This is a genomic window from Acidaminococcus sp. AM05-11 (assembly GCF_003472805.1).
In the GTDB taxonomy this organism is placed as follows: Bacteria; Bacillota; Negativicutes; order Acidaminococcales; family Acidaminococcaceae; genus Acidaminococcus; species Acidaminococcus hominis.
Genome location: NZ_QRMX01000003.1, coordinates 110,661 through 132,746, shown reverse-complemented (window position 1 = coordinate 132,746; position 22,086 = coordinate 110,661). Strand labels below are relative to the sequence as shown.

Genomic DNA, 22,086 nt, shown 5'->3' with positions numbered 1-22,086 from the left:
TCCCTTCTTTATCTTAGAATTGTACTATTTTAGTATATACCAAAACGGTCCGGGACGCAAAAAACGGTTCCGCCCTTTGAGAAAGCAAAACCGTTTTCGTAACGTCTTTTCAGTTATTTTGCATTTTTTAAAGGCTCTTACGGCTATTTTGAACCAAAGCCTGAAGCTTTTGGCTGAGCTTCCTGCTGTCCACCTTGCCGGCTCCCGTTAGGGGCAGGGCGTCCAGTTCCAGCCAATAGCCGGGGATTTCGCCAGGCAGCAGCAGGTCTTTCAGCTTTTTTCGCAGCTGCCCCAGGGTAATTCCCTGAAGAATAACGCAGGCTCCCAGGTCCTCTCCCCGGGCTGCCTCCTCTACGGGCAGCACCACTGCGTCGGCTACCCCGGCAACCGAAAGAATCGCCTGCTCCACATGGGTGCAGGATAGGGTCAGGCCGCCCTTGTTGATTACCCGGCCGTCCCGGCCCAAAAAAGTCAGGTAGCCGTCCGCATCAAAATAGCCCCGGTCCTCCAAAGTAAAGGGGCAGGTCACCCCTTCCACATGGTAAGGGGTATCCACGTAGATTTTCCCGTCCAAAACGGAAACCTTCACCCCCGGACAGGGGCGCCCTACGCTCAGGGGGTGCTGCTGGAGTTCTTCGTAGGTGAGCCAGGTAATATAGTTCAGCTCGCTGGCTCCGTAGTACAGGTAAATCTGGCTGTGGGGAAAATGGGTCTTCAGCTGATCCGCTGTTTCCGGCGCCAAAAGCTGGGACCCGGCCATAATGGCCGTTACCGAGGGGTATTGCCCCTGGGCCGCCCGCAGCAGCAGCTTCAGCTTCACCGGCACCAGGTACAAGAGGGTCACCTGGAACTGGCCAATTTCCCGGAGCCAGGTGCGGCTGTAAAGGGTATCCGACAGCACCAGGGACGCTCCTGCATACAGCAGGGAAGCCCAGACGCTGAGGTTTCCCGTAAAGCTCATGCTGCCTTCCGTAAAGCCTACAGTATTCCCAGTTACCTGGAACTTTTTGTTCTGCTCAGTAAAAAAGCCGGCCCAGCTTGCGTAGCGCCGGAACATCAGCTTGGGCAGGCCGGTGGAGCCGGAACTCAGGACGCCCATGCACACCGGCTCAGGCTGGGGGTCCCCCTGGGGGGCAAATTGGACCTTTTCTCCCAAAAGATCCCCGTAGGGAATGTTTCTCCTGACCATAAATTCCCGGGCAGCAGCAGGCTTTAAATCTGGATGGGCCAAAACGGGTACGCAGCCCGCCTTTTCCGCTCCCAGAAAGCAAATCAGCTGCTCCAGGGCCGTTTTCCGCAGGATCAGCAGGGGCCGGTGTTCCGGTTGGAAAGCCGCCAGGGTTCTGGCATAGTCTTTCGCCCGCTCCAAAATCTCCTGATACGTATAACTGGCCTTTGCCGTAATCAGAAAGGGGCGCTCCGGCTGGACCGCCGCCCATTGTTCCAAAAGACCCAGATAATCCATAGTTTCCTCCTTAGACCCTGCGCAGCAGCAGGCCGGATCCGGTGCCCCCGGCGCCGGCAATGGCGCACAGGCCCCAAATGCCCCCCGTTTCTTTCAGCCGGGCCAGGGCGTGGAGTACCAAAACAGCCCCGCTGGCCCCGTAGGGATGCCCATAGGCCAAGGCCCCGCCCAGGGGCAGGTATCGGTCCAGGCAGCCGGGATATTTCCGGGCAAACAGGGCGCTGATTACCCCAAAGGCTTCATTATATTCAAAGGTATCAATGGCTTCAGGCCCAAGGCCGCTGCGCTGCAGCAGCTTGTCCCCCACAGCGAGGGCTCCCAAAGGGCTGAACCGGGGGTTCACGCCGGCTTCTGCGGCGTCCGCCACTTCCGCTAGCATTTCCGGGGCTTTGCCCTCCTGCTGCCACTGGCGGACTTTCCTTTCCGAGGCCAGCAGCACAAAGGCCGCCCCATCCTGGTGCAGGCAAGCGTTGGCTGCGGTCAGGGTGGGAGCAACGGTCCCGCACTGGGCCCGTTCTTCCGGGGTCAGCAGGGCTTCCGTTTCTTCCTGGGTAAACAGGGTGGGCATCCGGGCCGCCAGTTTGGCGGACATACGAGGACGGATGCTTTCGTCCCGGGTACTGCCAAAAAGGCTGGCAATATAGGGAGCCACCACCGACCCCGCGGCTGCCGCCTTTTGGTGGCTGCGCACCGGCCAACGGTCCAGCTCCTCCCTGGTAACCCCGTACACCTGGGCCGTCCGTTCTGCGCCCTCCAGCATCACCCGGGGACTATTGGAGTCCGGGGAAAATTGGGCCGTCTGGAAGCCGTCCGGGGTATATCGGGGATCTGACGGGGCGTAATGGCGCAGAGGCTGCAGGGAGGCCGATTCAAAGCCCCCGCAGAGCACTACGTCTGCCAGGCCGCTGCGCACCTTGGCAAAGCCCAAAGACAGGGCAGCCGCTCCGGAGGCGCACTGCATATCCAGGGTCAGGCAGGGAACTTCCGGCTTTACGCCGGCCAGAAGTGCCGTCAGCCGGGTCAGGTTGCCCCCGGTACCCACCGCATTGCCTCCCAGGATTTCTTCTGCTTCCCGGCTCAGGGGATAACGCCGAAAAAGGGCCTGCAGCAAGGCAGCCCCTAATTTTTCCGGTGAAACCGTTTTAAATATGCCATTTTCTGCACCCAGGTGGCTGCGCAGGCCACCCAGGATATATACCCGCTCCATGTTAAAACACGTACCGCTGGAGCCGGGAAGCCAGGAAGGCTGCCAGCACCACTTTCAGCACGTCTCCGATCAGGAAGGGGAAAACGGCCATAACCAGAGTCTTCCACAGACCCACCTTGGCTACCAGGTACATACTGATGCAGCCGCCGGCGTAGATGATGGGCATACCCACCAAAACCCCCAAAGCCACCAATTTGCCAAAGGACCATTTCCGGCCGCCCCGAATGGCGCTCATGGCCACTACGGCTGCCAAAAAGCCCAGGTTAAAGCCTCCGGTAGGTCCAAAAATCTTGGCCATGCCGCTGGTACCGCCTACAAAGACGGGGACCCCCACCATGCCCAGCAGCAAGTAGATGCCAAGAATTACTGCGGCCTGTTTAGGGGTTTTCAGGAACCCCACCAGATTCACCATAATGGTCAGGGCCGTCACCATGGCCGGGGTAAAAGGCAAGGGAAAAGAAATGTAGGCCGATACGGCCAGCAGTGCCACGCAGACGGCGCTGGTGGTCAGGGCCCGGGTGGAACTGAGATGGCTGCCCTGGGTTCCCCGGGCAGAATGTAAAGTTTGATTGATTTCGCTGCTCATGTTGCTCCTCCTCCAAATAAATCCCCTCCCCGGCATGCACCGGTTCCTGGAAAATAACTTCCATACGGCTGGGTTCTCCCAGCTTGCTAAATAGTTCCTGCCATAAGAGCAGGCCCTGGACCACAGGACGCTCCGTCAGGTGGATGGCGTTGTCGTCCCCGGTTGCCTGGGAAAAGGCGTACACCTCCTGGGGCGTAAACGCTTTCCAATATACACCTGGAGGCAAAGCCTCTCTTGAAACTTCTTTAGGTAAACTATATTCATTATCATTGTTTACCTTCGTTGCCTGCCAAAACAGCAGTACCTCCAGCTGGCCCACCTGCTGGTGCTGCTCCCAGCCGGTAATCCGCAGCAGTTGGAACCGTTTCCGGTCCTTTACCACTTCTGCCGTAAACCGGGCAGTGGGTCCCGCCTTAGCCTGACGGCTATAGGCAATTTTTCCGATCAGGCTTCCCTGATACCGCTCTCCCTGAAAAGCCTGGAGCGCCTTGATGTATCCTGTCATATTTTCATTCATAGTGCAATTAGTGTACCGCTTTTTTCTTTCTTGTTCAATTCTTTCTTGTTCAATTCTTTTCTTAGAATGGTTAACGTATTTTGTTAAATTTAGGCTAGGATTTGCCACAAAAGGAATTTTTCTCTTACAATTTTACAGATTTCCTACAAATTTGGTTGCACTTCTGTTTCTATAAGCCTATAATTCAGGTTATACTTATTTTTATTTATTTTTCTTTGGGAGGGATTTTCCATGAGCGCTGCCAAAAGCACTACCCGGTCTGCTCTAGCCAACTACCGGGACCCCATTATCCTGATCACCTTCTGTATTATTGGTGCCATCCTGGGACTCTATTTGGGGGACAAGGCTTCTATCCTGAAGCCCATTGGCCAGATTTTCTTGAACTTATTGTTTTGTTTGATTGTACCCCTGATTTTCTTCTCCATTGCCGGCTCTATTGCCAACACCAAGGATACGGGCAAGGTAGGGAAAATGATTGGCTACACCCTGTTGATTTTCATTACCACCGCCATCATTTCCGGTGCACTGATCCTGATTGTCACCCACTTTACCGGGGTGCCCACCACCTTTAACGCCCCCAAAGCCACCCAGACGGCCATGAAGACGGTGTCCATCAGTGACCAGATTGTCAATACCCTGACGGTGGGCGACCTGCCGCTGTTGATTTCTCGGTTCCACGTACTGCCCCTGATCATCCTGACCATTTTCTTCGGCATCTGCGTCTCCATGATTGGCGAACCGGCCAAACCCGTAGTGGAATGGATGAACGCCATGTCCCTGGTATGCTACAAGATGGTGGCCATTCTCATGAAAGCCGCTCCCATTGGTCTGGGCGCCTACTTTGCAGACCTGACCGGGACCTACGGCATCGACCTGTTAAAGGCCTACGGCAATGCCATGCTGGTGTTCTACTCCGTGGTCATTCTGTACTTCTTCCTGTTCCTGGGGCTGTACGCCTACATTGGCGCCGGCAGCTGGGGGGTCAAGAACTTCTTCAAGGTCATCCTGGCTCCTGCCCTGACCGCCCTGGGCACCCGTTCCTCCGCCGCCACCATCCCTCTGCAGATGGAAGCCTGCGACAAACTGGGGGTTCCCCGGGAAATTTCTTCCGTGGTGGTAGCCATGGGTGCTACCTGCCATATGGACGGTGCCTGCATTGCCATCGTGTATTCCGAAGTGCTGGCCACCACTCTGTTTGGCACCCCGTTGGCCGGCTTTGACTTTGCTTTGGCCCTGTTCGTGGGCGTAGCCTCCTCCGTAGCCACGTCTTCCGTACCGGGCGGCGGCGCAGCCGGTGAAACCATGATTGTATCCGTGTTCAACCTGCCGGAAGCAGCCTTCCCCATCCTGTTGATGGTTATCGAACTGTTTGACCCGGGCTGCACGCTGCTGAACTCCTGCGGCGACACCGTGGTTTCCATGGTCATCAGCCGGATTTTCTACGGGAAAGACTGGTACAAAAAGAACTTGAATGGAAAGGATGTCCTGGCCTATGAAGATTGATGCCTCCTATGTACTGCGGGAACCGGAACAGGGCAGCGCGGCCCTGCCGGACTCCCTGGACCTGATGCTCAATATTGGCGGCTCTCGGGTCCTGGGGGAAATCTATCTGCCCAGCGGGGTCTACGAGGCTCCCCATCCTGCGGTGGTCCTGTGCCACGGAATTCCTGGCACCAACTGCAACGACGACCTGGCCCAAAGCCTCCGGCGCATGGGCTGTGTGGTGCTGCGGCTGTACCACCGGGGGGCCTGGGGCAGTGACGGGCTGTATTCCTTCTCCCACTGCCTGGAAGATGCCCTGTATACGGCCAACTGGGCCCGGGAAGAGGCTCCCAAGGAATACGGCATCGACCCGGACAATATTTTCCTGGCAGGCCACTCCAACGGCGGCAACACGGTACTGAACGCCGCCCGGCAGCTGCCCTGGATCAAGGGCATTATGGCCTTCTGCCCCTTTGACCATGCAGCCCTCCGGGACCTGCTGCAGGAAGAAGAAATCAAGGCCCTGTTTACGGAGATTTCCGCCGTACTCCATATTGAGAGCCCGGAAGTCCTGTGGCAGGACAGTTTCTCCCACTATAAGGAGTGGGGCTTTGCCCAGCTGGCTCCGGAATTCCAGCACCGGAACCTGCTGCTCATTGGCGGCAAGCGGGATACGGTGGCACCTCCGGACAAGATGGTGCTGCCCCTGTGGAATGCCCTGGAGCAGCTGCCCACCCAAGCTAACCACAAACTGGTACTCCTGGACTCCAACCACTCCCTGGATACCGCCCGGCTGGCCCTGGCCGAAACCCTGGGCACCTGGCTGGAACAGGTGGTAAAAGGCTAAACCCTGATGAACCTAAAAGCCCTGACTGCAAGCTGTGCAGCCAGGGCTTTTTCATTTGCAAAGCAAGACAAAATAACCGTTCCCAAAAGCAAGCTTTTGAGAACGGTTATTTTTATAATTGGGTTTCCAGCCAGTGCTTCAGCACCACCGCATTGTTGTGTTCCTGGTCCTTGGCCCCGTACAGCAGGGTTACATTCCCCTGCTGGAGCAGGTTCCGTACCTTTTCCAGGAATGCCGCTGCGGCAGGATTTGCTGCCAGCTCTTTCTGGTAGGATTCCGTAAAGGAGGGAAACAGGTCCGGTTCATGGCCAAAGGACTTGCGCAGCTCTGGACTAGGAGCAATTTCCTTCTCCCATTCCTCCAGCTGGGCCTTGGCTTTGGCAATGCCCCGGGGCCACAGACGGTCCACCAAAATCCGGCAGCCGTCCGTTTCCTCACAAGTTTCGTAAATCCGTTTGATCTGGAGATTTCCCATAGGAAAGCCTTCTATCTGTTTATTTCTTGGCCTGTTTTTCTGCCTTCCGGGCCAACTGCTCGCAGGCCGTCAGAGGATACTTCTTGGAGCTGTGATGGAAAGCGATGCAGGGTTCGCACTGGGCAAACCGGGGACAGGAAGTCCGGGGGCAGGGACAGATACTGGGGTCATATAGGGCCATCTTAGGCGCCGAAGAACAGGTTCATATCGTCTTCCACAGAGCCGATGCCAGCGATGCCGAAGTTCTTCACCAGAACGTTGGCTACGTTGGGGGACAGGAAGGCAGGCAGGGTGGGTCCCAGATGGATGTTCTTCACACCCAGGTACAGCAGGGCCAGGAGAACGATAACAGCCTTTTGTTCATACCAGGCAATGTTGTACACGATGGGCAGCTTGTTCACATCGTCCAGGCCGAAGACTTCCTTCAGTTTCAGGGCAATCAGAGCCAGGGAGTAGGAGTCGTTGCATTGGCCGGCATCCAGTACACGGGGAATACCGCCGATGTCACCCAGGTTCAGTTTGTTATATCTGTATTTGGCGCAGCCAGCGGTCAGGATGATGGTATCCTTGGGCAGGGCTTCTGCAAACTTGGTGTAGTAGTCACGGCTCTTCATGCGGCCATCGCAGCCAGCCATTACCACGAATTTCTTCACAGCGCCGGATTTTACAGCTTCTACTACTTTGTCAGCCAGGGCAAATACCTGTTCATGAGCAAAGCCGCCAACGATGGTACCATGTTCAATTTCTACAGGAGGTTTGCATTCCTTGGCTTGGGCAATCAGGGCGCTGAAGTCCTTGTGGCCATTTTCGTCAGCTACAATGTGTTTGCAGCCAGGATAGCCGGCAGCACCGGTGGTCCACAGACGGTCTTTGTAGCTGTCTTTGGGCGGAACGATGCAGTTGGAGGTCATCAGGATGGGTCCGTTGAAGGTTTCGAATTCTTCTTTTTGTTTCCACCAGGCGTTGCCATAGTTGCCGGCAAAGTTGGTGTATTTCTTGAAGAACGGATAGTAGTGGGCCGGCAGCATTTCAGAGTGGGTGTATACATCCACGCCGGTGCCTTGGGTCTGATCCAGCAGCATTTCCAGGTCCTTCAGGTCATGGCCGGAAATCAGGATACCAGGGTTATTGCGTACGCCGATATCCACGGTGGTGATTTCAGGATTGCCGTAAGCACCGGTGTTGGCACCATCCAGCAGGGCCATGCCTTGTACGCCGTATTTACCGGTTTCCAGGGTCAGGGCAACCAGATCATCCACGGTCAGGCTGTCATCCAGGGTAGCGGCCAGGGCGCGCTGCAGGAAAGCATCTACTTCGGGGTTATCCTGTACCAGGTTGTTGGCATGTTTGCTGTAGGCAGACAGACCTTTCAGACCATAGGTAATCATTTCCCGCAGGGAACGGATGTCTTCGTTTTCGGTGGCCAGTACGCCAACGTTCTTAGCTTTGGCATCAAATTCGCTTTCTTCCCCGTTCCACAGGGCAGCTTCCGGCAGGCCGGCCTTATCGGTCAATTGACCCAGCAGCTCAGCTTTTACCTGCAAAGTCTTTTTGATTTCAGCAATGATGGCTTCCCGATCGAAGTTGGCATTGGTGATGGTAATGAACAGGTTAACAGTGCACAGGTGGTTTACTTCCCGGCTGACTTCCTTGCCTTCAGCACGCAGTTTGGTGGTGATGGCGGACAGGCCTTTGGTCACGTAGATCAGCAGGTCCTGCATAGCAGCTACTTCCGGTTTCTTGCCGCATACGCCTACAACCGTGCAGCCTTTGCAGCCGGCAGTTTCCTGACATTGAAAACAGAACATTTTATTTTCCATACTTTTACTCCCCTTTTCTAACAGGTAAAAATGAGATTCTTTGAGGTGTTGTTCGCTCGATGGTTTTATTATAAAGAAACCCACCTCCTTTGTCCGTTGTTAAAACAACGAAAATAAAATTATCCCAAGGAAACGTCCAAAATCATCATCACCGTGAAACCCAGGGCAAAGGTCAGCACCCCAATATTGGAATGCTCCCCTTCGGACATTTCCGGAATCAGTTCTTCCACCACCACGTACAGCATGGCCCCTGCCGCAAAGCTGAGGAAATACGGCAGCAGCCGGACAATGTACTGGGAGGCCCAGATGGTAAACACCGCCGCAATCGGTTCTACCACCCCGGACAGGACCCCGCCGACAAAAGCCTTGTGGTGTCCCAACCCTGCTGCCCGCAGCGGCAGGGAAATAATGGCTCCTTCGGGGAAATTCTGAATGGCAATCCCCAGGGACAGGGCAATGGCACTGCCCAGGGTAATGGTCCCCGGGTCATTCAAAAAGCCGGCATAAATCATGCCCACGGCCATACCTTCCGGAATATTATGGAAGGTCACGGCCAAAATCATCATGGTGGTCCGGGCCAAATGGCTTTTGGGCCCTTCCGCCTTTTGGGCGTTGAGATGCAGGTGGGGAATCAGGGTATCCAGCAGCAGCAGGAACAACGTCCCCACCCAGAACCCTACAGCCGCTGGAATAAAGGCCAGACGCCCCAGGGCAGCGGATTCCTCCAGGGCAGGAATCAAAAGGCTCCAAATGGACGCCGCCACCATAACCCCGGCGGCAAAGCCCGTCAGCCCCCGCTGGAGCTGCCGGTTCAGCTGGTCCTTCATAAAGTACACACAGGCAGCCCCCAGGGATGTGCCTAAAAAGGGAATTAGGATTCCCTTCCAAATTTCAGAATTCATGGATTGGCTCCTCTCTGAGATGTTTCCCGTTTAGATTTCCGGCTTGTTTTCCATTTTCATGGCCAAATTGCTAAGGGCATACTGGATTTCCCGTTCCGGCGGCACCGCCAGGGAAACCTCCGTGGTTTCCACCTTCCGCAGGTTCTTATGCAGGAATTTCTGGTTCTCCTGCTTGTACAGGTACAGATCGGCAGCGGTCAGCACCCGGAGCCAGGTATCCGGCCCGTCGTCCCACCAGCCCATAAGCATAGGTTCCACATAGTATTCTTCCATGGCTTTTACAATCACCACGGCCACCACGTCCGCCTGGGCCTTTTGGCCAATGGCAGCAAATTCCGCCGCAGTGTAATGGTCGTCATCGGAATTGGACTGGCTGAGCACCGCACTGGCCGCCTGGACAGCCTGGGGATCGTCAATGAAGGTATACTCGGCCCTAGGGTAGGCCTGACGCACCTGCCGCTTCCACAGGGCTTTCATGGCCGGGGTCACTTCCCCCGTTTGGTCGTAGACCACAAAGGCCATGCCCTTTCGGTTCAGGGGATCCCCCGCCACCGTTGGAACGGCCGCCGGGCTTTCCGCCGGGGCCTGGGCGGCCCAGGCAGGGCTCCCGGGCAAAAGCATAACCAAGCTCAAGAGCGAAGCCAAAAGTACCAGTACTTGTTTCAGGGCTTTCATTTTACCACCTTCTGTGCAGTCCCCCGTTTCAGGGTAAGGCCCAAATGCTGGGCCAGAATCTGCCCCATATCGGAGTAAGTTTCCATGGGTTTCAGGGCGCCGGGAAGCACCTCCGGCCCAAAGAACAGGGCGGGCACGTGCTCCCGGGTATGGTCGGAGCCGGTCCAGGTAGGATCACAGCCGTGGTCCGCCGTCACCAGCACCAGGTCCCCGGGCTGGAGCTTGGCCCACAGTTCCGGCAGCCGCCGGTCAATGAGCATCAGCCCTTCCCCGTAGCCTTCCACGTTCCGGCGATGGCCGTAGGTAGAGTCAAAATCCACAAAATTGGTGAATACCAGACTCCTGTCCCCGGCATCGTCCATAGCCTGTAGGGTAGCGTCAAACAGGGCATCCAGGCCCGTTGCCTTATAGGCCTTGGTAATGCCCCTGTGGGCAAAAATATCCGCAATCTTGCCAATGGCGTACACGCCCCCGGCCTGTTCGTAAACCGCATCTACCAGGGTGGGTTCCGGGGCGGGCACTGCATAGTCGTGGCGATTGCCGGTGCGCACGAAGGTATCCGCCGTTTCCCCTACAAAGGGCCGGGCGATAACCCGGGCAATATGGTAGGGCTGCACCAGCTGGTAGGCCGCCTGGCAAAGAGCGTACAGCCGGTCCAGGCCAAAATGCTCCTCATGGGCGGCAATCTGCAGCACCGAATCCGCAGAGGTATAGACAATGGGCTTGCCGGTGCGGATGTTTTCCTCCCCCAGTTCCTTGAGAATGACCGTACCGGAGGCGTGCTTTTCTCCCAGCACCCCGGGCAGGTTTCCTGCCTGAATCAGGCCGTCAATAATGTCCTTGGGGAAGCAGTGGGGTACGTTGGGAAAATACCCCCAGTCAAACTTGACGGGGACCCCGGCCATTTCCCAATGGCCGCTGAGCGTATCCTTACCGCTGCTGATTTCCCGGGCGTAGGTATAGGCCCCTTTCAGGGGCTCAGCGGCGTTTAGGCTGGCCGCAAGTTTTTTGCCTGTACTGGCTTCATGGGCCAGTTCCAAGCCCACCTGGGCCAAATATGGCAGTTTTAAGAGGGGTTTTGCGGCATCCTCTGCGTGGCCTTTGGCAAACCACTGGGCAATATGCCCCAGGGTATCCGCTCCTGCGTCCCCAAATTTGGCGGCATCCGGTGCGCCTCCAATGCCAAAAGAATCCAACATTAAGATGATACAGCGTTTCACTGGAATCACTCCCTTACCAACAACTCGTTCAAAGCCCGGTGGAGAATGGCCTGAAAGCGGCTTTCCGCCTGTTTATACACCTCCGGCGAAGCTATGCTCTCGCTTTGGGTCCGTTTGGCCACCACCCCGCACAGGCTGGCTGCCTTCATTCCCAGGGCCTGGGCCGTCACAAACACGGCGGCGGTTTCCATTTCATAATTGGTGACCCCCAGCTGCTGCCATTCCTTCATGCTGCCCTGGAAACGGCGGGGCACGTACCCGGTAAAGCTGTCATACCGTTCCTGGCCGGGCCAAAAGGTATCCGAAGATACGCAGATGCCCACCTGGTGCGGGATATTGAGCAGCCGGGCAGCATACACCAAGAGCTGGGTCAGTTCCAGGTCCGCTACCGCGGGAAATTCCAAGGGGGCGTAGTGGGTACTGGTACCCTCCAGCCGCACCGCTCCCTTGATGATGACCACCTCTCCCAGGTTCAGGTTCTCCTGGATGGAGCCGGTGGTGCCCACCCGGATCACCCGGCGAATGCCCAAACGGGCCAGTTCCTCCAGACAAATGGCGGTGGACGGCCCTCCCATGCCTGTAGAGCAGACCAGCACCGGCTTGTCCTGCACCTGCGCCAGGGCGCTGGTGTATTCCCGGTGGCTGGTCAGATCAATGGTCGGCCCCATAGCCTCTGCCAGGGACCGGACACGCCCCGGGTCTCCGGGCAGTAACGCGATATCCGCTCCCAGAAGCATGTTCTGGGACAATTGGGTGTGGTACAATACTTCTTCTGGTTTTGCGTAATGTCCCATACAAACTCCTTTCCGGCCACAACGGCCAACTCAGTATACTTATATAATAACACGCAGGCGGAAAAAATGCGGGGCAAAAATTGCTTTTGCTCCGCATTCTCTTCCTTATTCTTCCATTTCTTTTTGTACCGTTTCTTCACAGGAACGCATGGCCAAAATGCTCTGCTTCTTTTTGTACCGTTTCTTCACAGGAACGCATGGCCAAAATGCTCTGCTCAAACAGTTTGTTGAGATCCCAGCCCAGCATATCGGCTCCCTGCTGGATTACGTCCCGGCTGCAGCCGGCGGCGAAATGCTTATCCTTGAATTTCTTCTTCAGGGACTTCACTTCCATATCCTGGACGCTTTTGGAGGGCCGCATCAGGGCTGCGGCCCCAATGAGCCCGGACAGTTCGTCCACGGCATACAGCACCTTTTCCATTTCCAGCTGGGGTTCCACGTCACTGCAGCGGGGCCAGCCGTGGCTGGCTACCGCATGAATCAGCTTTTCGTCCCAGCCTTTTTCCCGGAGGATTTCCGCTTCCTTCCGGCAGTGCTGGTCCGGATATTTTTCATAATCCAAATCGTGGAGCAGACCTACCAGGCCCCAGAAATCTTCTTCGTCCCCGTAGCCCAATTCCCGGGCAAAATAGCGCATACAGCCTTCTACCGTCAGCCCGTGCTGCCGGTGGAAAGGCTCCTGATTGTATTCCTTTAACAGTTCCCAAGCTTCTTCACGCGTTCCTGCCATAGCTTTCTCTCCCCTCGGATATTTGAGTATTGTGGAAAATTCCCCTATAGTATAGCACAAACCTGGGGTATCCGCCTAAAAAAATGCCGTGCCCAAAGGCACGGCCAATTTTATTTTGCATAATCCACGGCACGGGTTTCCCGCACAATGACCACTTTGATCTGCCCAGGATATTCCATATCCTCTTCGATCTTTTTGGCCACGTCGTGAGCCAGAATGACGGAATCATCGTCGTCAATCTTATCCGGCTTCACCATAATACGGATTTCCCGGCCTGCCTGGACAGCATAGCATTTTTCTACGCCATCGAAGGATTCGGCAATTTCTTCCAATCGCGTCAACCGTTTCAGGTAGGTTTCCAGGGTTTCCCGGCGAGCTCCCGGACGGGCTGCCGAAATGGCATCCGCGGCAGAAACCAGGACCGCCTGGACGGAGGTTGCTTCGCAGTCTCCGTGGTGGGACATGATGGTATTGATGACGATATCGGATTCGTGATACCGTTTGGCCACTTCTGCCCCCAGATCCACATGGGATCCTTCCACCTCGTGGTCCACAGCCTTGCCAATATCATGCAGCAGGCCGGCCCGTTTGGCGGAGTTTACATCCACGCCCAGTTCGGCAGCCATAAGGCCAGCCAAATGGGCAACTTCGGTGGAATGCTTCAGCACGTTCTGACCATAGCTGGTGCGGTATTTAAGCCGGCCCAGCAGTTTGATCAGTTCAGGATGCAGTCCATGAACGCCTGTTTCAAAGGTAGCCTGTTCACCGGCTTCCTTAATTTTCTGATCCAGTTCTTTTTGGGCCTTTTCCACCATTTCCTCAATACGGGCAGGATGGATACGGCCATCATTGATGAGCTTCTCCAGGGCAATCCGGGCAACTTCCCGGCGCACAGGGTCAAAGCCGGAAATAATGACAGCTTCCGGCGTATCATCAATGATCAAATCGATACCAGTTAAGGTTTCCAGGGTACGGATATTCCGGCCTTCCCGGCCAATAATCCGTCCCTTCATTTCGTCGTTGGGCAGGGGAACAACGGTAACCGTAGTTTCCGTAACCTGATCAGCCGCACAGCGCTGAATGGCAAGGGAAATGATTTCCCGGGCCTTCTGGTCTGCCACGTCCTTGGCTTCCTGTTCCATATCCTTGATCAAACGGGCTTTGTCGTGTTTGACTTCTTCCCGTACATTGTCCAACAATTCCTGCTTGGCTTCATCGCTGGTCAAACCGGAAATCCGTTCCAGTTCTGTGACCTGCTGGCCATAAAGAGCATCGACTTTAGCTTGGGCAGCCTGCAGACGGTTGCTTTGCTCAATGAGTTTTTCTTCCTTCTTCTCATAAGCATCCATTTTCTTGTCGACGTTTTCTTCCTTTTGCACCAAGCGTCGTTCATTTTTACTGAGTTCAGCTCTTCTTTCCTTGTTCTCCCGTTCCATTTCAGAACGCAGACGGTGGATTTCCTCCTTGGCTTCCAATAAAGCTTCCTTTTTCTTGGCTTCGGCGTCACGCATAGCCTCTTCCAGGATTTCTTTGGCTCTATCTTCTGCAGCCCCGATTTTGCCTTCGGCAACATTTTTCCGGGCCATATAGCCACCGCCCACACCTAACAAACAAAGGACAAGAGCGATAAATACACTAATGGGATCTATGATGTACACCTCCTCTTCTCTAGAATTTTTGTAAAACTTGTTCATACAATAAATAAGGCAACCAGAGGTCGCCTTAAAACCCAATAAACACGATTGGACAAAGTTATTTTATAGTATTTTCATAAGAGTGTCAATAAAGCTGCACAGCAAAAAGGGGACTATGCCTCGCATAGCCCCGCTTCTATACTTTTTCTGCTAAAACAGGTCTTCTTCCCCGCCAGCTTCCTGCCACAATTGCAGGGCAGAAGCAATGGCTCCAAAGCCAAAGCCCCGGGAAGCCAGGCCTCTGGACAAGGCGGCTTTCCCCTTCCGGGGGTCTGCCTTGTACTTGCGCTGGAATTTTCCCAGTTGGGTCCTGGCCCAGTCACAGGCCCGCTCTGTTTCTTCTTCTTCCGTTACCTGGGCCAGTTCTTCCTGAATCAGTTCCTGGGGCACCTGCTTTTTGCTGAGCATCAGCCGCAGGTACTGGCGGCCGTAAAACCGCTTGCCCCGCCAGGCTGCCGTAATCCGGGCGGCGCAGCGGGCGTCGTCCAGGAAATGGCGTTCCGTCAGCTTGGCCAAAACCTGGTCTGCAAGGTCCTCCGGGCATTCCCGCTCCAACAGCTTGTCCCGCAGCTCAAACCGGGTGAAATCCCGCAGGGACAGCTTGTCCAAGGCAAAGTTATAGGCTTCGGCGTAGGTACCCAGGGCTTTTCCCGACTTATTCCACATTGTCCGGATTATCCTCCGGCGTCATGAGAAGGCCATCGTCTTCTTCCGGCTGGGCAGGAGCTGCCTGGGCCGTACTGGCCAGACCGGCTGCTGCCCGGATTTTCTGCTCAATTTCCGCAGCCATATCCTTGTGTTCTTTCAGGAAAGTCTTGGTATTTTCCCGGCCCTGGCCAATGCGTTCATCCCCGTAGGAATACCAGGCGCCGCTCTTATTGATAATTTCGTACTGGACCCCCAGGTCCACCAGGCAGCCCTCGTGGGAAATGCCCTGGCCATACATAATATCGAATTCGGCCTGCTTAAAGGGAGGTGCAACCTTGTTTTTCACCACTTTCACCCGGGTCCGATTGCCGATGATTTCGTTGCCGTTCTTCAGGCTTTCAATCCGGCGTACATCCATCCGGATGGTGGAATAGAATTTCAGGGCCCGGCCGCCGGTGGTGGTTTCCGGGTTGCCGAACATCACGCCTACTTTTTCCCGGATCTGGTTGATGAACACCGTAGCCGTCCGGGACTTGGAAATGATACCCGTGAGTTTCCGCAGGGCCTGGCTCATCAGCCGGGCCTGGAGGCCCACATGGGATTCACCCATTTCCCCTTCGATTTCTGCCTTGGGCACCAGGGCTGCTACGGAGTCGATGACGATAATGTCAATAGCACCGCTGCGCACCAGGGCGTCGCAGATTTCCAGGGCCTGTTCGCCGGTATCCGGCTGGGAAATCAAGAGGTTGTCCACATCCACCCCCAGGTTCCGGGCGTATTCCGGATCCAGGGCGTGTTCGGCGTCGATGAAAGCTGCATAGCCGCCGCGCTTTTGGGCTTCGGCAATCATGTGCAGGGCAACCGTAGTTTTACCGGAAGATTCCGGTCCATAGATTTCAATCACCCGGCCCCGGGGAATACCCCCTACTCCCAATGCCAAATCCAGGGATAGTGCACCTGTAGGAATGGTTTCTATATTCATCTTGGCGCTGGCTGCCCCCAATTTCATAATGGAGCCTTTGCCAAAATCCTTTTCAATCTGTTTTAAAGCCGCATCCAGGGCTTTCGTCTTATCTGCATCCATACTCATGAATTCATCTCCTTGTCCATTGCTGTACATTATCTATTTTACAAACATTTGTTCGTTTCGTCAAGATTTTCTAGGAAGCTCTCTCAGCTCGTCGGGAGTAAAGTGGTACGATTTGTTGCAGTATTGGCAATGAACCTCGGTTTGAGGGTCTTGAAGAATTTCCTGGAAGTCCTTTTCCGGCAGGCCGCAGAGCATCTGGGCCACCTTTTCCCGGCTGCAGCTGCAATGGAAGGAAACCGGGTGGGATTCCAGAATTTCTACCGGCAGGCCTTTGGCTACCCGGCGAATCATCTCCTCCGGGGTACAGCCGCTGCTCAGCAGTTCGGTTACGTAGGGCAGGGTCAGGATATTGTCTTCCAAGGTCTTGGCCGTTTCTTCGGACGCTTCCGGCAGCAGCTGGACAAAGTAACCGCCGGCAGTGGCCACAGAGCCGTCCTTTTCAATCAGGACGCCCAGGGCAACGCTGGAAGGGGTCTGCTCGGACACGTACAGGTACCGGGTCAGGTCCGCAGCGATTTCCCCACTTTTCAGGGTGGAAACCCCGGTAAAGGGTTCGCCCTTTTCCGGGCACCGGGTGACGGTGACAATGCCGTAATGGCCGACCCCGCCGCCTACATCCAGTTTGCCGTTTTTGGACGGCAGCATCACTTCCGGGTGCATCACAAAGCCCCGGACCGTGTAATCCCGGGCATCGGCCATCACCTGGCCCAAAGGCCCGTCGCCCTTAAAGCGCACCGTTACCGCTTCCCCGGACTTCATGGTAGCCGCCAGGAGCAGAGCCCCGGCAGCGGTACGGCCCAGGGCCGCCGCAGCCAGAGGAGAGCAGTGATGGATTTCGTTCATATATTGGGTCAGGTGGGTGGTGCTTACCGCATAAATCCGGGCATCCCCCGCCGTAGCCTTGACTAAAATATCTTCGGACATCTTACAGGCTCCGGGTCAGGTTGACCATTTCAATCATGGACAGGGCCGTATCGGAACCCTTGTTGCCGGCCTTGGTACCAGCCCGTTCCACAGCCTGTTCAATATTTTCGGTAGTGAGTACGCCAAAGCCGGTGGGAACGCCAGTTTCCATGTTCACCAGGGCAATGCCCTTGGACACTTCGCTGCATACGTAGTCATAGTGGCTGGTAGCGCCGCGAATCACTGCGCCCAGGCAGATGATGCCGTCGTATTTGCCGCTTTGGGCCATTTTCTTGGCTACCAGGGGGATTTCAAAAGCCCCGGGAACCCAGGCCACCGTAATGTCGTCTTCTGCTACGCCGTGACGCACCAGGGTGTCTTCCGCGCCGCTGAGCAGCTTGCTGGTAATGAACTCATTGAAACGGGCAACTACGATGCCAAATTTTAAACCCTCTGCCAGTAAATTTCCTTCTACTACTTTCATTTTTTAGCCTCCACTTCTTTTTCGTGTAATTCATGTCCCATGCGGACTTGTTTGGTTACCATATAGTGATGGTTGTAGCAATTGTCTTTCATGATGATGGGCACGGTTTCCGTAATGGTAATGCCGTAGCCGGACAGGCCCGCCCGTTTGGCCGGGTTATTGGTCATCAGCCGGATGGTGGTAAGACCCAGGTCCGCCAGGATTTGGGCACCAATGCCATAATCCCGCATATCCGGGGCAAAGCCCAGTTTCACGTTGGCGTCCACCGTATCCAGGCCCTGGTCCTGGAGTTCATAGGCCCGCAGTTTGTTGGCCAGGCCAATGCCCCGGCCTTCCTGGCGCATATACAGCACCACGCCGCAGCCTTCCTTCTCGATCATGCGCAGGGCCGTAGCCAATTGGTCCCCGCAGTCACAGCGCAGGGAGCCGAAGGCGTCCCCGGTGAGGCATTCGGAGTGGACCCGGACCAGCACGTTCTTTTTGCCGGTAATGTCCCCTTTGATAATGGCCACATGGCATTTGTCGTCCAGATCATTTTCGTAGCCGATGGCCCGGAAGGTGCCGTACTTGCTGGGCAGGGCCACGTTGGCAATCCGGTGGACCATTTTTTCGGTCTTTTTCCGGTAAGCTACCAGGTCTGCCACGGTAATGAAGGTCAATTGGTGCTCTTTGGCAAATTCCATCAGCTCGGGGGTCCGGGCCATGGTGCCGTCAGCGCTCATGATTTCGCAGCAGATGCCCACCGGCTTCAGGCCTGCCAGCCGGCACAGGTCCGTAGTGGCTTCCGTATGACCGGTACGGCGCAGCACGCCGCCTTCCTTGCTGCGCAGGGGGAATACGTGGCCGGGCCGGCGGAAGTCGGAGGCCTTGGCGTCGTCCTCAGCGCATTTTTTCATGGTGTAGGCCCGTTCCACAGCGGAAATGCCGGTGGTGGTATCCTTATGGTCGATGGAAACGGTGAAGGCCGTTTCGTGGTTATCGGTGTTGTTGGCTACCATGGGGTCTAATTGCAGCCGGTCCAGAATTTTGCCGTCGCAGGGCATACAGATCAGGCCTTTGGCGTAGGTGGCCATGAAGTTGATGGCTTCCGTGGTCACGTGCTCTGCGCTCATGATCAGGTCCCCTTCGTTTTCCCGGTCGGCATCATCGGTAACCAGCACCATCTTGCCGGCTTTCAGGTCGGCAATGGCCTGTTCAATGGTGTCAAATTTATACTCTTGTTCCATAGGTAATTTCCTCCTTAAAAGAAGCCATTTTCCAACAAGGTTTCCTTGGTCAGGCCCCCTGTTTTGCGTTTTTCCAGCATGCGCTGGACGTACTTGCCCAAAATATCGGTTTCCAGGTTCACCTTGTCGCCGGGCTTTTTGAAACCCAGGGTGGTGAACTGGACCGTCAAGGGAATCAGGGATACGGAAAAAGTGGTATCCGTGACTTCCGTAATGGTAAGACTTATGCCGTCAATGGCAATGGAGCCCTTGCTGACCATGCCCTGGAGCAGTTCCGGCCCGCAGCTGATGGTGGTGACCTTGGCAATGCCTTCCGGCACCATCTTCACAATGGTGCCCACCCCATCTACGTGGCCGCTGACAATGTGGCCGTCCAGGCCGTCCCCTACATGGAGGGTCCGTTCCAGGTTTACCTTGTCCCCCCGCTTCAGGCTGCCAATGGTGGTGTGCCGGGCAGATTCCGGCATGACGTCCACGGTGAAGTGGCCCTGGTCAAAATGGGTCACGGTGAGGCAGGCCCCGTTGCAGCAGACGCTTTCCCCAATGGAGAGCAGCGGCGGAATCTTTTTGGCGGCAATGGTCAGCCGGTAGGAATTCTGTTCCCGGCGCAGGGTGTCCACCGTCCCCAGTTCCGCAACCAGTCCTGTAAACATACGCTCAGCCCCTTTCCAAAAGGCCCGTAAGCATTAAATCCTCACCAAACACCTTATGCTGTGGTTCGCTGAGGGTAACCCGCTGGGCCATGGTTCTGGCCCCCCGGCCTCCAATGGCCGTCAGGTTCTTTTTCCCGCCCAAAAGGCAGGGAGCGATAAAGGCGTATACCCGCTGGGCCAGTTTCAGGTCCAGGAAGGAGCCATGGATTTGGCTGCCCCCCTCCACCAGCAGGCTGGTGATGTTGTTTTCGCCCAGTCGGTCCAGCAGTGCCCCCAGGTCCAGGGTACCGCCGTTTTCCGGCAGCTGCCAGATGGTCACCTGGTCCAGCCCCTTGAAGGCTGCCAGCCGTTCCGGATCTGCCTTGCAGGAGGTAACCAAAAGGGTTTTGGCCTCCCCGTCCTGGAAGACCTTCCGGTCCACCGGCAGCTGGCATTTGCTGTCCAGCACTATCCGCAGGGGATTTTTGCCTTCCACCAGCCGCACCGTCAGGGACGGGTCATCATTTAGCACCGTATTTTTCCCTACCAGAATGGCGTCGTACTGGCTCCGGAGAGTATGGGCGTATTTCCGGGATTCTTCCCCGCTGATCCATTTGGAATCCCCGGAAGCCGTGGCAATTTTCCCGTCCAGGGTCATGGCGTATTTCAGTGCCGTAAAGGGCCGCTTGTGGGTTACCCAATGGAGAAACACCTCGTTCTGGCGCCGGGCTTCCTCAGCCAGCACCCCGGTAACCACTTCCACGCCGGCTTCCCGGAGCCGGGCAAAGCCCTTGCCCCCTACCAGGGGATTGGGGTCCTCAATAGCGGCCACTACCTTGCGGATGCCCGCCTTGATCAGCGCCTCGCAGCAGGGACCCGTGCGCCCGTAATGGGAACAGGGCTCCAGGGTAACATAGGCCGTAGCACCCTTAGTTTTCTCCCCGGCGTCCGCCATGGCATTTACTTCTGCGTGGGGCTGCCCCGCCTTGTGGTGATAGCCCCGTCCTACAATTTCGCCCTCAGGGCTGACGATAACGCAGCCCACCAGCGGATTAGGGCTGGTATTTCCCCGCGCCTGCTCCGCCAGGTCCAGAGCGATTCTCATATATTCCTGATCTGTCAAAAGTCCACCTGCTTTCTGCAAAATAAAAGCCGCACTGCCTGGGGCAGCACGGCAAAAATACACTTTTCGCTGTCTTTTCTCATCCAGACTGTACTGTCGGTATCGGGATTCCACCGATTCGTGCTTGCGCTCGCGGACTGTAACCGCCGGTAGGGAGTTCCACCCCGCCCCAAAGACAATTTCACTATAAAATTACTCATTCATTATATCATATGCACGGGACTTTGCAACCGCCTAGCCAAAGAAGCGGATCCGGGTCCGGCGGCCGTCCGGGGACACGTAATACAGATTGCCCAAATGCAGGGAGCCGTCCACCAGCTCAAACTGGGGCGCCACAATATCCCCGCCATCGGACTTGATTTCCACATCGCTGAACTTTAACTCCTTGTACTGGTTGGAAAAGGTGCCGTGAATGGAATTGAACTGGACAATGGCGTACATCCCCTTGCCGGAATAGAAGGAGCCATAGGTCAGGGTGGACCGGTTGTCCCCATCGCAGAGCATCTTCAGGTCCAGCTGCACCAGGCAGCGGAAGAAGGGCACTCCGGTGGCGTCCTCGCTGTGGAGGTCGTGACCCATCACGTTGACCGTATAGGCCTTGGTATCGATGTTGAAGCCCCCGTGGGCATCGCAGGTACCGCCAAACACATCTGCCGTCACGTTCTGGGCATCAATATAGCCGTCGGCGTATTTAAAATTGCCCTTGACCTTGGTAAATTTCAGACCGGGCAGGTTCAGGTTGGGCATATACAGCTGGCCTACAATCACCGGATCCGGCAGGTCCCCGGTAACATTGGCGGCGGCGGTCACCCGTTCGTGGATATTCAGCCCCGTTCCCAGGGAAGACGGATTCAGTTCCTTGATGCCCAGCTTCAGGTCGTAGGTGGACACCCGGGGTTTCAGGTCAACCGCTCCCTGGATATCCACTCCTTTGCCTTCCAGGGTACCCCCCAGTTCACCGGTAGAAAAGTCGATGGTCAGTTTGTCCTTGCTGTTGTAGTGCAGATTGGCATTTACATCCTCAAAGGTATGGGTCCGCTGCTTGTAGTAGGCCGTCAGGTGGCAGTGGTTCAGGAGTACCTCCACATTGACATTTTTCAGCTTGATGTCAAAGTTTTTCCGGTCTCCCTTTTTCCGCTGCTCCGGCGGCGGCAGCTGGGCAGCCCGGATGCCCCGGACGTGCATATTTTCGCTGAAGGTCAGGACAATATCTGCGTCGTCCAGCTGGAGCCGTTCAATGGTCCGGCTGTTGGTCCGCCGCAGGATAATGTCCAGGGGATTCACGTGGAAATACCCGTTGGGAATGGTTATCCGGTTGCCGTCGTGGGCCCCCTTCCACTCCAGGTTTTCAAAATGCACGTGGCCAAAGGGGGTAGCGGTAATCCGCTCCACCGTAATGGTGCCGTCCAGGTAGTGCTGCCGGGCCATTTCCCGGTTGAAAATGGCAGCTGCATGGATGCTGGCCAGATAGGCCAGCCAGCTGACCACCAAAAGGGCGGCCAGCAGACCTACCACTACCAGTTTGATTTTGACCTTATGGGTCCGCCAAAATGCCTTCATCGACAG

General features: G+C 56.0%; 22 protein-coding genes and 1 riboswitch. Of the genes, 2 read left to right on the top strand and 20 right to left on the bottom strand.

Annotated elements, in window-relative coordinates; all coding sequences use genetic code 11:
* Positions 1 to 127 precede the first annotated feature (127 nt).
* Genes DW089_RS02885 through DW089_RS02875 form a run of 3 tightly spaced genes read right to left on the bottom strand, consistent with a single transcriptional unit; the run spans position 128 to position 3,258 of the window.
* Positions 128 to 1,465: an AMP-binding protein gene (locus tag DW089_RS02885; protein WP_105326239.1), complete on the bottom strand. Its 1,338-nt coding sequence runs from the start codon at positions 1,463 to 1,465 to the stop codon at positions 128 to 130.
* A 10-nt stretch (positions 1,466 to 1,475) separates the two neighbouring features.
* Entirely contained in the window at positions 1,476 to 2,672 is a 1,197-nt protein-coding gene (locus DW089_RS02880) for a thiolase family protein (RefSeq protein ID WP_105326240.1), read from the bottom strand.
* Between the two features lies 1 nt (position 2,673).
* The gene (locus DW089_RS02875) at positions 2,674 to 3,258 is read right to left on the bottom strand and encodes a biotin transporter BioY (protein ID WP_105326241.1); all 585 of its coding nucleotides are present in this window, start codon (positions 3,256 to 3,258) and stop codon (positions 2,674 to 2,676) included.
* Positions 3,259 to 4,006: 748 nt separating this feature from the next.
* Between DW089_RS02875 and DW089_RS02870 the strand changes: the two genes are divergently transcribed.
* Both DW089_RS02870 and DW089_RS02865 read left to right on the top strand, forming a co-directional pair.
* A complete protein-coding gene (locus DW089_RS02870) occupies positions 4,007 to 5,278 on the top strand; it encodes a dicarboxylate/amino acid:cation symporter (protein WP_105326242.1) in 1,272 nt (423 codons plus the stop codon).
* Positions 5,268 to 6,104 carry a S9 family peptidase gene (locus DW089_RS02865; protein ID WP_105326243.1) on the top strand — a complete coding sequence of 279 codons (837 nt, stop codon included), beginning with the start codon at positions 5,268 to 5,270 and terminating at the stop codon, positions 6,102 to 6,104. The genes DW089_RS02870 and DW089_RS02865 overlap by 11 nt, the downstream gene beginning before the upstream one ends.
* Before the next feature lie 112 nt (positions 6,105 to 6,216).
* On the opposite strand, the gene DW089_RS02860 is transcribed toward DW089_RS02865, so the two are convergent.
* The 17 genes from DW089_RS02860 to DW089_RS02785 all read right to left on the bottom strand — a co-directional run bounded on the left by DW089_RS02860 (position 6,217) and on the right by DW089_RS02785 (position 22,080).
* Positions 6,217 to 6,579, bottom strand: coding sequence for a DUF488 domain-containing protein (locus DW089_RS02860; protein ID WP_105326244.1), 363 nt, complete (start codon positions 6,577 to 6,579; stop codon positions 6,217 to 6,219).
* Between the two features lie 19 nt (positions 6,580 to 6,598).
* Positions 6,599 to 6,760: a hypothetical protein gene (locus DW089_RS11310; RefSeq protein WP_158572310.1), complete on the bottom strand. Its 162-nt coding sequence runs from the start codon at positions 6,758 to 6,760 to the stop codon at positions 6,599 to 6,601.
* Between the two features lies 1 nt (position 6,761).
* The gene (gene hcp, locus DW089_RS02855) at positions 6,762 to 8,399 is read right to left on the bottom strand and encodes a hydroxylamine reductase (protein ID WP_105326245.1); all 1,638 of its coding nucleotides are present in this window, start codon (positions 8,397 to 8,399) and stop codon (positions 6,762 to 6,764) included.
* 119 nt (positions 8,400 to 8,518) lie between these two features.
* Entirely contained in the window at positions 8,519 to 9,301 is a 783-nt protein-coding gene (locus DW089_RS02850) for a ZIP family metal transporter (protein ID WP_118286743.1), read from the bottom strand.
* Positions 9,302 to 9,331: 30 nt separating this feature from the next.
* On the bottom strand, positions 9,332 to 9,976 hold the full coding sequence (locus DW089_RS02845; RefSeq protein WP_105326247.1) for a hypothetical protein: 645 nt from the start codon (positions 9,974 to 9,976) through the stop codon (positions 9,332 to 9,334).
* Positions 9,973 to 11,196, bottom strand: coding sequence for a phosphopentomutase (locus tag DW089_RS02840; RefSeq protein ID WP_118286742.1), 1,224 nt, complete (start codon positions 11,194 to 11,196; stop codon positions 9,973 to 9,975). Before DW089_RS02840 ends, DW089_RS02845 begins: the two co-directional genes overlap by 4 nt.
* Positions 11,197 to 11,201: 5 nt before the next feature.
* Positions 11,202 to 11,990 (bottom strand): uridine phosphorylase, encoded by a 789-nt coding sequence (gene udp, locus DW089_RS02835; protein WP_105326249.1) that lies wholly within the window; start codon positions 11,988 to 11,990, stop codon positions 11,202 to 11,204.
* 136 nt (positions 11,991 to 12,126) lie between these two features.
* Positions 12,127 to 12,720 carry a hydrolase gene (locus DW089_RS02830; RefSeq protein ID WP_118286741.1) on the bottom strand — a complete coding sequence of 198 codons (594 nt, stop codon included), beginning with the start codon at positions 12,718 to 12,720 and terminating at the stop codon, positions 12,127 to 12,129.
* A 110-nt stretch (positions 12,721 to 12,830) separates the two neighbouring features.
* Positions 12,831 to 14,414 (bottom strand): ribonuclease Y, encoded by a 1,584-nt coding sequence (gene rny, locus DW089_RS02825; RefSeq protein WP_118286740.1) that lies wholly within the window; start codon positions 14,412 to 14,414, stop codon positions 12,831 to 12,833.
* A gap of 150 nt (positions 14,415 to 14,564) precedes the next feature.
* Positions 14,565 to 15,080: a regulatory protein RecX gene (locus DW089_RS02820; protein ID WP_105326252.1), complete on the bottom strand. Its 516-nt coding sequence runs from the start codon at positions 15,078 to 15,080 to the stop codon at positions 14,565 to 14,567.
* Complete coding sequence (recA, locus tag DW089_RS02815; RefSeq protein ID WP_105326253.1) at positions 15,070 to 16,152, bottom strand: recombinase RecA; 1,083 nt, start codon at positions 16,150 to 16,152, stop codon at positions 15,070 to 15,072. The genes DW089_RS02820 and recA overlap by 11 nt, the downstream gene beginning before the upstream one ends.
* 60 nt (positions 16,153 to 16,212) lie before the next feature.
* A complete protein-coding gene (hslO, locus tag DW089_RS02810; RefSeq protein WP_105326254.1) occupies positions 16,213 to 17,076 on the bottom strand; it encodes an Hsp33 family molecular chaperone HslO in 864 nt (287 codons plus the stop codon).
* Position 17,077: 1 nt separating this feature from the next.
* A complete protein-coding gene (ribE, locus tag DW089_RS02805; protein ID WP_118286739.1) occupies positions 17,078 to 17,539 on the bottom strand; it encodes a 6,7-dimethyl-8-ribityllumazine synthase in 462 nt (153 codons plus the stop codon).
* Entirely contained in the window at positions 17,536 to 18,765 is a 1,230-nt protein-coding gene (locus DW089_RS02800) for a bifunctional 3,4-dihydroxy-2-butanone-4-phosphate synthase/GTP cyclohydrolase II (RefSeq protein ID WP_105326256.1), read from the bottom strand. The genes ribE and DW089_RS02800 overlap by 4 nt, the downstream gene beginning before the upstream one ends.
* Positions 18,766 to 18,779: 14 nt before the next feature.
* Positions 18,780 to 19,418 carry a riboflavin synthase gene (locus DW089_RS02795; RefSeq protein WP_105326257.1) on the bottom strand — a complete coding sequence of 213 codons (639 nt, stop codon included), beginning with the start codon at positions 19,416 to 19,418 and terminating at the stop codon, positions 18,780 to 18,782.
* A gap of 4 nt (positions 19,419 to 19,422) precedes the next feature.
* Complete coding sequence (ribD, locus tag DW089_RS02790; protein ID WP_105326258.1) at positions 19,423 to 20,520, bottom strand: bifunctional diaminohydroxyphosphoribosylaminopyrimidine deaminase/5-amino-6-(5-phosphoribosylamino)uracil reductase RibD; 1,098 nt, start codon at positions 20,518 to 20,520, stop codon at positions 19,423 to 19,425.
* A gap of 67 nt (positions 20,521 to 20,587) precedes the next feature.
* A riboswitch (FMN riboswitch) is annotated at positions 20,588 to 20,701 on the bottom strand.
* Between the two features lie 53 nt (positions 20,702 to 20,754).
* Positions 20,755 to 22,080 (bottom strand): hypothetical protein, encoded by a 1,326-nt coding sequence (locus tag DW089_RS02785; RefSeq protein ID WP_199614489.1) that lies wholly within the window; start codon positions 22,078 to 22,080, stop codon positions 20,755 to 20,757.
* Between the last annotated feature and the right edge of the window lie 6 nt (positions 22,081 to 22,086).

What these genes read in the sequence shown, in the direction of transcription:
- DW089_RS02885 (WP_105326239.1), bottom strand. Translation starts at nt 1,465, where the DNA reads ATGGATTATCTGGGTCTTTTGGAACAATGGGCGGCGGTCCAGCCGGAG.
- DW089_RS02880 (WP_105326240.1), bottom strand. Translation starts at nt 2,672, where the DNA reads ATGGAGCGGGTATATATCCTGGGTGGCCTGCGCAGCCACCTGGGTGCA.
- DW089_RS02875 (WP_105326241.1), bottom strand. Translation starts at nt 3,258, where the DNA reads ATGAGCAGCGAAATCAATCAAACTTTACATTCTGCCCGGGGAACCCAG.
- DW089_RS02870 (WP_105326242.1), top strand. Translation starts at nt 4,007, where the DNA reads ATGAGCGCTGCCAAAAGCACTACCCGGTCTGCTCTAGCCAACTACCGG.
- DW089_RS02865 (WP_105326243.1), top strand. Translation starts at nt 5,268, where the DNA reads ATGAAGATTGATGCCTCCTATGTACTGCGGGAACCGGAACAGGGCAGC.
- DW089_RS02860 (WP_105326244.1), bottom strand. Translation starts at nt 6,579, where the DNA reads ATGGGAAATCTCCAGATCAAACGGATTTACGAAACTTGTGAGGAAACG.
- DW089_RS11310 (WP_158572310.1), bottom strand. Translation starts at nt 6,760, where the DNA reads ATGGCCCTATATGACCCCAGTATCTGTCCCTGCCCCCGGACTTCCTGT.
- hcp (WP_105326245.1), bottom strand. Translation starts at nt 8,399, where the DNA reads ATGGAAAATAAAATGTTCTGTTTTCAATGTCAGGAAACTGCCGGCTGC.
- DW089_RS02850 (WP_118286743.1), bottom strand. Translation starts at nt 9,301, where the DNA reads ATGAATTCTGAAATTTGGAAGGGAATCCTAATTCCCTTTTTAGGCACA.
- DW089_RS02845 (WP_105326247.1), bottom strand. Translation starts at nt 9,976, where the DNA reads ATGAAAGCCCTGAAACAAGTACTGGTACTTTTGGCTTCGCTCTTGAGC.
- udp (WP_105326249.1), bottom strand. Translation starts at nt 11,990, where the DNA reads ATGGGACATTACGCAAAACCAGAAGAAGTATTGTACCACACCCAATTG.
- DW089_RS02830 (WP_118286741.1), bottom strand. Translation starts at nt 12,720, where the DNA reads ATGGCAGGAACGCGTGAAGAAGCTTGGGAACTGTTAAAGGAATACAAT.
- rny (WP_118286740.1), bottom strand. Translation starts at nt 14,414, where the DNA reads ATGAACAAGTTTTACAAAAATTCTAGAGAAGAGGAGGTGTACATCATA.
- DW089_RS02820 (WP_105326252.1), bottom strand. Translation starts at nt 15,080, where the DNA reads ATGTGGAATAAGTCGGGAAAAGCCCTGGGTACCTACGCCGAAGCCTAT.
- recA (WP_105326253.1), bottom strand. Translation starts at nt 16,152, where the DNA reads ATGAGTATGGATGCAGATAAGACGAAAGCCCTGGATGCGGCTTTAAAA.
- hslO (WP_105326254.1), bottom strand. Translation starts at nt 17,076, where the DNA reads ATGTCCGAAGATATTTTAGTCAAGGCTACGGCGGGGGATGCCCGGATT.
- ribE (WP_118286739.1), bottom strand. Translation starts at nt 17,539, where the DNA reads ATGAAAGTAGTAGAAGGAAATTTACTGGCAGAGGGTTTAAAATTTGGC.
- DW089_RS02800 (WP_105326256.1), bottom strand. Translation starts at nt 18,765, where the DNA reads ATGGAACAAGAGTATAAATTTGACACCATTGAACAGGCCATTGCCGAC.
- DW089_RS02795 (WP_105326257.1), bottom strand. Translation starts at nt 19,418, where the DNA reads ATGTTTACAGGACTGGTTGCGGAACTGGGGACGGTGGACACCCTGCGC.
- DW089_RS02785 (WP_199614489.1), bottom strand. Translation starts at nt 22,080, where the DNA reads ATGAAGGCATTTTGGCGGACCCATAAGGTCAAAATCAAACTGGTAGTG.